This is a genomic window from Actinobacillus seminis (assembly GCF_002263215.1).
Taxonomy (GTDB): Bacteria; Pseudomonadota; Gammaproteobacteria; order Enterobacterales; family Pasteurellaceae; genus Actinobacillus_B; species Actinobacillus_B seminis.
Window position 1 is genome coordinate 1 of sequence record NZ_NLFK01000003.1, and the last position, 12,880, is coordinate 12,880.

Sequence of the window (12,880 nt, forward strand, 5' to 3'; positions counted from 1 at the left end):
CCCGAATTCATTGTCACAGAAATTAATTCGCCAACTGCGGAGCGTTCTGTTCTTTCAGAAAAACATTCCCCCAACTTTCGCTGTTCCCAATCATCAGTAAATCCTGCGAAGCGGATTTCTGGTACACATTTTTTTTGTTCTATCATAGCCGCTACCCCAACAATTTTGCCATTGCCCAAAATGCCTCTTCGACTTCTTTACGCTGCGTTTGGATTTCGCTCAAGGTTTCTTTGTAGCGTTCATCTAAAACTTTAAGCTGATTGGCTACCTTTCTTGAATAAGAATGGGCAATCTTTTCAAGATCTCCAACTAACGTAGTTAACCATTTTTGTGCGAGCAAGATACAAATATCCTCGCCTGTTAAATGCTCAAATTGAGCTTCTACTTTGGCATCAAATAGTGGCGCTTCTTTTTTCAGTTGATCTTTAGTTTGTTTAATTGCCAAAGCCAATATTTGAATTTGTTGCAAGCGGTCAGATTTTTCCTGTAATTCGCTTTCACTCCAATCTGTTGCAAGTGTAGCCCAATCGGTAAGCGTATCAATTGCCTTTTTGGCATTAGTTTTTGCTGTTTTTACAATACTTTCCAATGTGCCAATATCTTCTTCGCTCTCAAATCCACTGGTTAGTTCGGTTTGATGCTCCGCTAAACTTTCTTCATCTTGGCTGATTTGCTGTTTTAAGGCTTCTAACTTGTTTTTATCTTCCACAAAGAAGTAATCGGCAATCAAGGCTTTCGAGAAAATTGCCCCTGTTTTGCCATCTTCCACTTCTTCCTTACCTTTGGTAACCATATTCGGCACTAAAGTGCGGGCAAATTCGAAGCCATTTTCCGCCAGTAAATCAAGATCGTTTTCGATAATCCCGTTCCAACAATCTACAAAAAGTTGATACGCTTCGTAAGGATCGGTAAAGGCTGATATCGCAAATTGTTGAAAAAGCGTCATTTCCAATTTGTCAAAAATCGGTAAAATCTCACTGCTTGTTACCGGCTTTTCACCTAATAATTGCGAAATCACCTCTTGTTTCCACTGTTCAATACCTTGATGCGTTGCAGCAATAAACCCTTGGTAATCGCTATCTTGTTCAATGGTACTGAAAACCTCTTCTGCAGAAATATTTAACCGAGAGAAGTGTGGGCGCAAAGGACTGAACAAGGTTGTCTTGAGTTTTGGGAATGCTTGCCAAAAATCGCTAAACCGCTCAATGTCTTCATTTGGAATACCGCCATTTAAATGTGCGTCAATATTTTGGCTTTCATTTTTAGTGATTGGCGTAATGTAGCGCGGAATATTCAGATTAAACCGGTTCGCTTCAATTTCTGCCGGATCGGCAAGATGACTAAACCCTGCGCGAGATTCACGGTTACGATACACATCAAGAATTTTCTTTATATCTCGCTCACGCAGTACGTTGTTGTTTTTCTCTTTGCGGAAGCCTTGTGATGCGTCAATAAACAGTACGTTATTGTGTTTTGGCTGTTTGCGTAAAATCATGACAATGGTTGGAATGCCTGTATTCGTGAAGATCCCTGCCGGTAAACCGATAACCGCATCAATTTGACGGCGTTGGAGTAATTTTGTACGGATTTTTTCTTCTTCGTTACCACGGAAAAGTACACCGTGCGGCAAGACAATCGCCATAATACCGTCTGCTTTTAAGTGATAAAGTGAATGGAGCAAGAAAGCATAATCTGCTTTGGTAGCGGGCGCTATGCCATATTCTTTAAAGCGAAGATCTTTGTCTTCACGTTCTGTATTCCATTTAGCTGAATACGGCGGGTTGGCGACCACACAATCCACAAAAAGCGGGTTATCTTCGCCATTAACTTCACCATAAGGCCAATCGCTTTTTAGCGTGTCGGCATTGCGTAAAATCATATTGGCAGGCTTCACACCACGCATTAACAAATTCATTCGAGCAATGTTATAAGTTGTATTGTTTTCTTCCTGCCCAAAAAAGCGAATATTATCTCGATATTCATTGCGATTTACTGCCTCGCTTACGGTTAATAACAATGAACCCGATCCTGCTGTTGGATCATAAACATCACATTTATCTTTATGACGTAATTCCTCAGCCACAATTTCCGCCATAATGCGAGAAACTTGGTGTGGCGTATAGAACTCGCCCGCCTTTTTACCCGAAGCCATAGCAAATTGAGCGATCAGATATTCGTAAATATAACCGAAAACGTCATACTCCGAATTGTCAGTAATTTTGATTCCATTTAATAATTCAATCAATTTTTTGACCGCACTTTCCTTATCTGCAATAGTTTTGCCCAATTTTTCAGAGGTAAGATTTAAGTCAGAAAAGACCCCTTCAAAATCCTCTTTTTGACTTGGATAAAGACTTTCATTGAAGTGATTGATCGCCTCTGTAACGTGCGACAATTTCCATTTTTTTTCGCCGATATTCGCCATCCAAGTGCGATATAAATCTTTCCACTCAATAAAATAACCTAAATCACTTTGGCATTTTTCTACTCGCATTGACTTAAATGGATCATTATCAAGTTGCTCAAGACTCACGCCATTTTTTAAGAAATAATTTTCTTGATGTTCAGACAGGAATTTATAGAAAAGAAAACCAAGAATGTAATTTTTATATTCAGATGCGTCCATTTTGCCACGCAAATCATTTGCAGAAGCCCAAAGCGTTGCCGCCAGTTGTTGTTTATTCATTAAATCGCCTAGTTTTTGAAATAAAAAATTAAGATTAGTTTATCAAAAACTATCGCTTATCTACAACGAAAGTAATGACATATATAAAAAAGTGCGGTGAAAAAATAACTCATTTTTTACCGCACTTTCTACTTCTCTGTTATTTAGAACAAAAAAAGCAAAAAATTGTAAGGACGACAAAGGTCAACCACAAAGTAAATTTTTTCTAAAAACTGACGCCTTGTATGGCTGCTACAGGCGATATTTACCCGTTATTTCTTTAACTTCTTGTACGACCTCATATTCCAAATCATCAAAATTCCGTCGGAGACAGCTGAAATTCTTACGTGCATAAGCAATTTTCAGTTGTTCCGATCGGTCTAACAAATTTTCATCCACGCCTGCCTGAATGCCTTTGCCCGTATTTTTCGTTTCGGCGACAAAGTAGATTTTATGTTGCCCTTTGAACACTACCGCCCAATCGGGGTTGTAATTGCCCAACGGAGTTGGAATTTTAAATTTCTTTGGCAGTTTAAAATAAAATTCCACCTGTTCACTATGTTCACAATCTCGAGCAAAGCTGTTTTCCGTCCCTGAATCAAGCGAAATATACTCTTCGTGAATGGTTTTAACGTGATCTTGTACTTCAAAGGTAAAGTCATTCGGGTAAAACTCGAAATCTTCAAATAAGGTCATTTCGTAAGTTTTACCTGCAATGCGGTGATATTCCACACCGTCCGCCATCATTTCTTGTAAAGCAAGATTGATTTTCTCCGCCACTAAATCGATAAAACGTTGCGGGTTGGCAAAAATCTCTGGCAAGCGGTCTGATTTTTGCAAAATTTTACCAATCGTTACTCGGGTTAGCCCTGTTTTCTTTTGCAATTCATTAAGCACATCAGGAATTGCCCACGCCGTTTTTGAATGCAGGCTGCCTACGCTTCGCAATGCGGTTTGAATACCCTCTTGGTTGATCTCCAATTTCACTTTGGTATGCGAAATTTTCGTGGCTTCCACATTTTGCATTTTAGCGACTTTTTCCACCGCACTTGCTATCAAGGCTTCATGATCAAACGCCACTCGATAGGTAGTTTTATGTTTAATTCGCTCCCAAATCGCTTGGAAAGCAGGATATTGGCTAAAATCTTTACGATAACGCATCGCTTTGCGATCTTCGTGCTTTTTGATATTGCTTTTCGCGAAAGCCACGCCGCAATCTTCTTCGATTTCTCGCTGAAGCTTTGAAGCAAATTCTTCGTAGCTTTCATTGGCAATCACGGTCAGGATATTTTTGCTTTTATCTTGCAACCGCACACCTTGTTGATTGACAGGCAAACGAAGCCCACGCCCGATCTCCTGTCGTTTTTTCAGCTCACTTGCGGTGTCATTTAGCGTACAAATTTGAAACACGTTTGGATTATCCCAACCCTCACGCAAGGCAGAATGAGAGAAAATAAATCGCAACGGATTATCTAACGATAACAAACGTTCTTTATCTTTCATAATCAGCTGATAAGTGTCGTGATCCGCCTGCGTGGTACCGTTGGTATCTTTCGCCACGCCTTTTTTATCTTGCGAAAAATAGCCGTTATGCACGCCGTCAGGGGGTTCCCCTGTTAATTCACGATAAATTTCTTCAAACCACTGATGAAACTTGCCGCCATTGCGGTAATTGTCCACTTTATCAATGAAAAACAGCGACAGCACTTTTACTCCAAGAGATCGGAATTTCTGCTCTTTTTGCAAATGTTCCGCAATAGTTCGGCGAATTTGCATTTTCTGTAAATCCGCTTTCAATACTGAATTATCCGCTCCCACAAACACTTGCACACCGTTAACAAACTTAATCATTTGTGCGTCAAAGTCCATTTCGCTCAATAAATAACCATTGCAGTACATTTCATTTTGATTGGAAAGCAAAAACAGATCTTGATTTGGCTTGATGGAAACGACTTTTTTCTTCATTGCTTTTTTATCATGAAACAGAATCTCAACCTTTGCTGACCAACTTTTCGCCCCTGTTTTAATCTCCTTTAACGCAATATAAGCCCCATTCACTTCATTTTCTGCCAACACGCTATCCACTTCGATCTGTTTCACATAACCTTGTTCATAGGCTTGCACAGGGTTGAAACTAAAAATGGGGTGGTAAGCATTTTTATGGGTGGCTGAATAACGCAAGGTAAACAGCGGATTAAGGCTTTCTATCGCTTTACGGCGAATCTCCGTCTCCATATTTTGCGGTTCGTCAATAATGACGATGGGACGCACTTGTTGAATATAGGAAATCGGCGCTTCACCACTTTCGTTAATGGTATTAATCACGTTGCTATCTTTGGCGAATGCGTCGATATTGATCACCAAAATTTCAATATGATGGTTTTGTGCAAACTGTTTTAAGCGTGAAAGTTGATTGCTTTTATACTCAAATTTGGAGTTCACGCTAACATTATCAAACAGCGTGGCAAAATGCGCTTTAGTGATTTCCAATGTATGTAACACGCCCTCCCGAATTGCCACACCGGGCACCACGATCACAAATTTTTGCCAACCATATTTAGCATTTAGCTCAAAAATGGTTCTCAAATAAACGTAGGTCTTGCCCGTGCCTGTTTCCATTTCAACGGTAAAATTTAAACCGTGATCACGCAACGAAGTGCGGCCAATTTTTTGACTATTTTGCTGTTTGGCAAGATTTTCTGCCAAGGGCAAATCCGTTGCCAATTCTGCGTTGGGGCAAAATTGGCAATGTTGGGCTAATTGAAAGTGATCCGCTTTGCTATTTGGTTGCCCAATAAACAAATTCAGCACCGATTGGATTGCTTGCTGTTGATAATCTAAGGTTTCAAATTGGAGTTTCATTTTAAATTTTTCTCTACCGGATCTGCTCCCCTTCTTTAGCAAAGAGGGGAGTTTTCTAAATCACAAAAAATGCCACTGCTGCATCTTTCATCTGCAATTCAGCATTTTTCTTTAACGCATCGTTACCCGCAAAAAGACGATCTAACGCCACCACTTTTAGCGGTTGTTGAGCAATCACACCTGCCAACAACGCTTCATCAATACGTTCCAATAAAATCGCATAATGTTGTGATTTTTCATCTTCAATCCAAAACACACTATTTTCCCACTGCACTTTTGCGGTTAATTTTAGCCCTAAACGCAACAGAATTTCATATAACATCGCGTGCGGTTCAGCTCCGTCTTTGACGTTGTCGATAAACATATCCAATTGCTCCGCAAGGTTTTCCTCTGTTGGCGATTGCCATTGTTTGAAATGGCTATCGGTGAGTTTGAACACCTTAAAACCAATATCAAGCGGTCGATTTTCATCATTTTTTTGCAAAATTTGTGAACCTGCTCGGCGAATGCGTTCTTTTGTAATTTCAGAAATTAATGCTGGCTTACCTATTTTTTCCAAAAATTGGATTGCATTTTCCAATGTTTTCTTTCCATCAGCAGAAACAGTTTTAATAGTTTCTGTTAAGTCCTCTGGTAATTGAACAGAAATAAAACAACGATGGCTATCTTCATTCTCAGCATTTAATTGCATAATTGCATCTGCAATACTACCACTACCAGAAAAGAAATCTAAAATTAGGTCATTTTTATCAGTAGCTAACGTTACAAAGAATTTTAATAATTTTGTTGGTTTTGGATAATCAAAAATCTTCTCACTAAAAAGCTCATTAATTTCGTCACTACCATTTTTAGTGCTAGCAATACCTTGTAATAAAGTTGCGGGATTCACAACTCTTCTTTCTTTTTCATATCGCAATACACCGCTCTTATTAAAATAAAAACTTAAAACTTTTTGCCCTTTACTATCAATAGTTTCTTGTCCTGAAAAATAGGATTTCATCTGTCCTTTTTGAGCCCAACCAGCGCTTAATACCACATCTTCGACAAGTTTTTTATCTTTACAGAGCATTCTTCCTTTAATCAAAGTTGTCTTTTCAGAATTTCCCCATGTGCCTGTTAGCTCAAAATCATCAGGCGCGTCCCAACGTGTTCCTTTTGGAAAAGAAAATTCACTTGCTGGATTTTTAGCTGAAATTTTTTTTAATGCCGAATGTTCAATAATACCTTCTCCACCAGAAAAATTTGGAACTAATTTCTTATCTTTAAAGTAAACTAAAACAGTTTCATGAGCTCTTACAAAATGTCCTGCTTGTGTCCCTGTACCTAAAGCCCACACAAGTGACGAAACAAAATTCTCCTCCCCAAACACTTCATCACACAATAATTTCAGCTGTGCCTGTTCGTTATCGTCAATGGAGATAAAAATCACGCCGTCATCTTTCAGCAAATTGCGAGCGAGATGTAAACGTGGAAGCATCATATTCAGCCAATTGCTGTGATAATGCCCATTTTCTTTACTATTTTTGCGAAACGCTTTTTTAAGCAAACCATCTTCACCGATTTCGCCTGTTTGGGTTTGATAATCCGCTTGGCTTTGAGCGAAATTATCGTTGTAAACAAAGTCGTTACCTGTGTTGTAAGGCGGATCGATGTAGATCATTTTAACCGAATTGAAATAGGATTTTTGTAACGCTTTCAATACATCAAGGTTTTCACCCTCAATAAAAATATTTTGCGTCTGCTCGAAATTTACGCTTTCTTCTACGCAAGGTGTAAGCGTTTTGTGGGTTGGGATTTGAAGCTGTTGATAAGCCTGAGACTTACCAGCCCAATTGAGATGATAGCGATCCGGATCGGTGGAAATATTATCAGCAAAAAGCTGTTTGAATTTATCGAAATCGATTTGACCTTCACTGAAAATTTCAGGTAAAAGCAATTTTAATTGCAAAAGTTGTTGATCTTTAAGTGAAAAGTTGGCAAGGTTGTGCTGTTGTGCTGTTGTGCTGTTGTGCTGTTGTGCTGTTGTGCTGTTGTGCTGTTGTGCTGTTGTGCTGTTGTGCTGTTGTGCTGTTGTGCTGTTGTGCTGTTGTGCTGTTGTGCTGTTGTGCTGTTGTGCTGTGCATTATGGTGATCCTAGAAAAATAACTGTCAAGTGAATTTTACCGGATCAGCTTTTAATTATAAATAACAATCCAAGAAATTAAGTAAATTTAATGCATAAATTAGTTATTGAATAACCATTACTTAATATTCTTTGCTTTATAAAAATTAAACGGTCAATATCCAAACAAAATCTACAAATTTCTGCTTGGTGTTGACCGCTTGTAGATAATCATTCGAAGTCATTGTAGGGACGCCACACTGGCGTCCGTTCAAAAACGGAGTGAAATTTATGTTATGGACGCCAAGCGTGGCACCCCTATATTCACTCCGTAAACATTAAATGCTACGTTTAACCTCAACCACTTCGAATACCTCGATTTGGTCGCCGACTTTAACATCGTTGTAGTTTTTCACGCCGATACCGCATTCCATACCGTTACGTACTTCGGAAACGTCATCTTTGAAACGACGGAGAGATTCTAACTCGCCTTCAAAGATGACCACGTTATCACGCAATACACGGATTGGGTTATTACGTTTCACGACACCTTCGGTGACCATACAACCTGCAATCGCACCGAATTTCGGATGACGGAATACGTCGCGCACTTCTGCCAAACCGATAATTTCCTGTTTAAATTCAGGTTGCAACATACCGCTCATTGCTGCTTTAATTTCGTTTAATAACTCATAAATAATTGAATAATAACGCAAATCGATATTTTCGTTTTCGATAATACGACGTGCTGAAGCATCAGCACGCACGTTAAAGCCAAGGACAATCGCATTTGAAGCCGCTGCAAGGGTCGCATCCGTTTCAGTAATTCCACCGACACCGGATCCCACTACTTTCACTTTTACTTCAGCAGTTGAAAGTTCTTGTAAGGATTGAACAATCGCTTCGACTGAACCTTGAACGTCCGCTTTAACGATAACGTTCAATTCCGCTACATCACCCTCTGCCATATTGCTGAACATATTTTCGAGCTTCGCTTTTTGCTGGCGAGCAAGTTTCACATCACGGAATTTACCTTGACGATACAGCGCCACTTCGCGCGCTTTTTTTTCATCACGCACAACTGTTGCTTCATCCCCTGCGGCAGGAACGCCGGATAAACCAAGTACCTCCACCGGAATTGATGGACCTGCCGCATCAATATCTTTTCCGTCTTCATCACGCATGGCGCGCACACGACCGTATTCAAAGCCGCAAAGTACGATATCACCACGATGTAAAGTACCTGATTGCACAAGAATTGTCGCCACCGGACCACGACCTTTATCCAAATAAGATTCGATCACCACACCACTTGCCATACCCTCTTTTACCGCAGTAAGCTCAAGCACTTCAGATTGCAACAAAATCGCATCCAACAATTCATCAACGCCGGTTCCTTTTTTCGCCGATACATAAACAAATTGCGTGTCACCGCCAAATTTTTCTGCAATCACTTCATGTTGTAACAATTCTTGTTCTACACGATCCGGATTAGCTTCCGGTTTATCAATTTTATTCACCGCTACCACAATCGGTACACCTGCGGCTTTCGCGTGTTGAATTGCTTCTATTGTTTGCGGCATCACTCCATCATCCGCTGCCACCACAAGAACCACAATATCCGTCGCTTTCGCACCGCGCGCGCGCATAGAGGTAAACGCCGCGTGTCCCGGTGTATCTAAGAAGGTAATCATCTTACCGTCTTCGGTTTCAACGTGGTAGGCACCGATATGTTGAGTAATCCCGCCGGCTTCACCTGCTGCCACTTTCGCTTTACGAATATAGTCAAGTAACGAGGTTTTACCATGGTCAACGTGCCCCATAATCGTCACGACCGGCGCTCGCGTTACTTTTTCCGCATTGACATCACGATCTTCCAATACGGACTCTTCCAACTCGTTTTCTTTTCGTAAAATGACTTTATGTCCCATTTCTTCTGCCACTAATTGGGCAGTTTCTTGGTCAATCACCTGATTAATGGTCACCATCTCGCCCATTTTCATCATGGTTTTGATGATTTCCGTGGCTTTTACCGCCATTTTATTGGCAAGTTCGGCAACCGTAATCGTTTCACCGATCACCACATCTCGGTTAACCGGCGCCGCAGGTTTGGTAAAGCTTTGTTGTAAACTGCTGCCTTTCTTACCGTTTTTGCCTTTTCCTTTTATATCTTTTTGATTGCGGCGATTAGATTCACGTTCACTTTTGGTATTTTCATCATCACGACCGCTTTTTTTCGCTTTCACGACTTTATTTTTACCGCGACCACGACCTTCTTTACGACGTTCTTCTTCATCTTCCGCTTCCAAAGCATAGCTGGAGGTTAAATGATAATCAGTGTAATCTTCCGTTGTATCATCGTTGTCAGAATCTGCCAATTCAGCATAGCGTTTTGCCTCTTCGGCAGCACGACGCGCTTGCTCTTCTGCCTTTTGACGGGCTAACTCGTCCGCTTTACGACGTAATTCCGCTTCTTCCGCTTTGCGCTTTTCTTTTTCCGGATCAAGGGCTTTTGCCGCTCTTTCTTGCGCTAATTTTTCGCTTTGTGCACGCGCTTTTTCTTGTGCTTCCTTTTCTGCCTGCGCTATCTTCGCTTGCTCCGCCGCTTTTCTTTCTTCTTCCGCTTTGGCTTTCAAGCGAGCTTGTTCCTCCGCTTTTCTTGCCGCTTCGGTCGGCACTGTGCGTTTTTTACGCACTTCAACTTGAACCTCTTTGCTTTTACCTGTTGTCGTTGTACTGTTTACTGTTGTTTTCGTTCTACGCTGTAAACTCAATTTTTTAGGCGCTGCGGGTTGTTTTACATCATCTGTCATAATCTTCTTACTCCTTTTCCTTATTCACTAAACCAGCAAATATTACGTGCCGCCATAATTAAATCAGCAGCCTGTTCTGAAGTAAGATCTTCAATATCCGCGAGATCATCAACACCTTGCTCAGCAAGCTCTTCTAGGGTCGTAATTTGTTTTTCAGCCAATTTTAGTGCGATATGGCGGTTCATCCCGTCCAAATCTAATAACCGATCTTCAATTTGTGCTTGTTTCAACGCTTCTTCTTCAGCAAGCGCTTGTGCAGTTAACACATTTTTCGCTCGAGTTTGCAATTCTTCTACTAAATCTTCGTCTTCCAACCCATCAATGGCGGCCAACTCGCTCACCGGCACATAAGCCAATTCTTCCAAAGTAGAGAACCCCTCTTCTACCAAAATATGCGCAAATTCCTCATCAATTTCCAAAGCGTTCATAAACAATTTCAATACCTTATTATCTTCCGCTTGGTGTTTTTGATTAAGTTCATCAGTCGTCATCACATTCAATGTCCAACCGGTTAATTGGGTTGCTAAACGCACATTTTGTCCGTTACGTCCAATAGCTTGTGCTAAATTCGCTTCTTCCACTGCAATATCCATCAAATGAGTATCTTCATCCACGACAATAGAACTCACATCAGCCGGTGCCATCGCATTGATCACAAATTGTGCCGGATTATCATCCCATAACACAATATCAACACGCTCACCACCCAATTCATTAGTAATTGCCTGCACGCGCGCCCCGCGCATCCCCACACAAGCCCCCACCGGATCAATAGTCGTGGGAGGCAAGGCACACAGGGGATAGGAAAAAAAAAAAAAAAACCGGATCAATACGTTTATCATTGCTTTCACTGCGATTTTTGCGCGTGATCCCGGATCACGCGCCGCACCTTTAATTTCAATCAACTCTTCACCGATTTCCGGTACTTCAATACGAAACAACTCGATCAACATTTCCGGTTTAGCACGAGTAACAAAAAGTTGCGCCCCTTTACTTTCAGGGTTCACCTTATAAAGCACACCGCGGACGCGATCGCCGGGACGGAAATTTTCACGTGGCAACATATCTTCACGTAAAATAACCGCTTCAGCTTGCTGACCTAAATCTAGAATAATATTTTCACGGTTTACTTTTTTCACCGTGCCGGTCACAATCGATCCCTCGTGCGAAATAAATTGTTCAACTACTTTATTACGCTCCGCTTCACGAATTTTGGTACTGATCACTTGACGCACGGTTTGCATTGTAATCCGATCAAATGCGACCGAATCAATTTGATCTTCTATATAGTCACCTAATTGCACTTCCGGATTTTCAAATTGTGCCGCCTCCAAGGTAATTTCTTTTGTCGGATTAGCCACATTCTCTACCACCAACCAACGACGGAACGTATCAAACTCACCGGTTTTGCGATCGATTACCACACGCACATCAATTTCTTGCTCATACTTCTTTTTCGTAGAAAGCGCAATTGCACTTTCTAAAGCTTCAAAAATTTTCTCACGCGGTAATAACTTTTCATTCGACACCGCTTCGGCGGCCAATAGCAATTCTTTACTCATTCTTTACTTGCTCCTGTATTATTTAAAATTTTGCAATGACGTTGGCTTTTTGCACATTACCAAACACCAAAACTTGCGGCTGTCCGTCAACGATTAGCGTCAACATATCATTTTCAATTTTTTCCAATTTTCCTTGCCATTTACGACGATCCTGCACAGGAATACGCAAATGCACCGCAATATCCTCACCAACAAAACGCACAAATTGGGACAACGTAAACAATGGACGATCCAATCCCGGTGACGATACTTCTAAATTATACTTATCCGCAATTGGATCTTCCACATCCAATATTGCACTGACTTGCCGACTCACATCCGCACAATCATCCACGGTCACGCCGCCTTCTTTATCAATATATAAACGCACGGTTAAAAAACGACCGGCACGCTGACATTCAACGCCCCAAAGTTCACACCCTAAATCCTCAACCGAACCTTGTAATAAAGCTTGTAATTTTTCCTCTAAAGTTGCCAAAACAACCCCCTAAACTCAAAATTAAGACATAAAAAAAGGGCAATCAGCCCAGTTCTACATCTAAATTGCCCGTATAAAAAAACCCCAAATCTGGGGTTCTTTACTGAACTTGTTTGTAAAGTGGTTGCGGGAGCCGGATTTGAACCGACGACCTTCGGGTTATGAGCCCGACGAGCTACCAAGCTGCTCCACCCCGCGTCCGAAATATGGCGAGATTATACGCTTCATAAAAAAATAGCAAGTTTTTTTATTTTATTTTGTTAAAAACATCACCCAAAATAACCGCACTTTACCAAAAAATAAGCAACAACGGATGTTTCACACCCAGTTCAATACCACATCCGACGCTATTATTACCACCATAACCGACAAATAAAATCACAACAATAATTAACAATT

7 protein-coding genes and 1 tRNA gene are annotated in these 12,880 nt (G+C 40.9%); all 8 read right to left on the minus strand.

Annotated elements, in window-relative coordinates; all coding sequences use genetic code 11:
• Positions 1 to 151: 151 nt before the first annotated feature.
• The 8 genes from CFY87_RS03385 to CFY87_RS03415 all read right to left on the minus strand — a co-directional run bounded on the left by CFY87_RS03385 (position 152) and on the right by CFY87_RS03415 (position 12,679).
• Positions 152 to 2,686: a type I restriction-modification system subunit M gene (locus CFY87_RS03385; protein ID WP_094945885.1), complete on the minus strand. Its 2,535-nt coding sequence runs from the start codon at positions 2,684 to 2,686 to the stop codon at positions 152 to 154.
• Between the two features lie 231 nt (positions 2,687 to 2,917).
• Positions 2,918 to 5,527, minus strand: a complete 2,610-nt coding sequence (locus tag CFY87_RS03390) for a restriction endonuclease (RefSeq protein WP_094945886.1) — start codon at positions 5,525 to 5,527, stop codon at positions 2,918 to 2,920.
• A 55-nt stretch (positions 5,528 to 5,582) separates the two neighbouring features.
• Positions 5,583 to 7,226, minus strand: coding sequence for a site-specific DNA-methyltransferase (locus tag CFY87_RS03395; protein ID WP_236757340.1), 1,644 nt, complete (start codon positions 7,224 to 7,226; stop codon positions 5,583 to 5,585).
• A gap of 262 nt (positions 7,227 to 7,488) precedes the next feature.
• Positions 7,489 to 7,650, minus strand: a complete 162-nt coding sequence (locus CFY87_RS11645; RefSeq protein WP_158216604.1) for a hypothetical protein — start codon at positions 7,648 to 7,650, stop codon at positions 7,489 to 7,491.
• 316 nt (positions 7,651 to 7,966) lie between these two features.
• Positions 7,967 to 10,441, minus strand: a complete 2,475-nt coding sequence (gene infB / locus CFY87_RS03400; RefSeq protein ID WP_094945888.1) for a translation initiation factor IF-2 — start codon at positions 10,439 to 10,441, stop codon at positions 7,967 to 7,969.
• A gap of 20 nt (positions 10,442 to 10,461) precedes the next feature.
• Positions 10,462 to 12,003, minus strand: a complete 1,542-nt coding sequence (gene nusA / locus CFY87_RS03405; protein WP_094945889.1) for a transcription termination factor NusA — start codon at positions 12,001 to 12,003, stop codon at positions 10,462 to 10,464.
• 22 nt (positions 12,004 to 12,025) lie between these two features.
• Positions 12,026 to 12,481 carry a ribosome maturation factor RimP gene (rimP, locus tag CFY87_RS03410; RefSeq protein WP_094945890.1) on the minus strand — a complete coding sequence of 152 codons (456 nt, stop codon included), beginning with the start codon at positions 12,479 to 12,481 and terminating at the stop codon, positions 12,026 to 12,028.
• A gap of 121 nt (positions 12,482 to 12,602) precedes the next feature.
• A tRNA-Met gene (locus tag CFY87_RS03415) sits at positions 12,603 to 12,679 on the minus strand.
• Between the last annotated feature and the right edge of the window lie 201 nt (positions 12,680 to 12,880).

What these genes read in the sequence shown, in the direction of transcription:
- CFY87_RS03390 (WP_094945886.1), bottom strand. Translation starts at nt 5,527, where the DNA reads ATGAAACTCCAATTTGAAACCTTAGATTATCAACAGCAAGCAATCCAA.
- infB (WP_094945888.1), bottom strand. Translation starts at nt 10,441, where the DNA reads ATGACAGATGATGTAAAACAACCCGCAGCGCCTAAAAAATTGAGTTTA.
- nusA (WP_094945889.1), bottom strand. Translation starts at nt 12,003, where the DNA reads ATGAGTAAAGAATTGCTATTGGCCGCCGAAGCGGTGTCGAATGAAAAG.
- CFY87_RS11645 (WP_158216604.1), bottom strand. Translation starts at nt 7,650, where the DNA reads ATGCACAGCACAACAGCACAACAGCACAACAGCACAACAGCACAACAG.
- CFY87_RS03385 (WP_094945885.1), bottom strand. Translation starts at nt 2,686, where the DNA reads ATGAATAAACAACAACTGGCGGCAACGCTTTGGGCTTCTGCAAATGAT.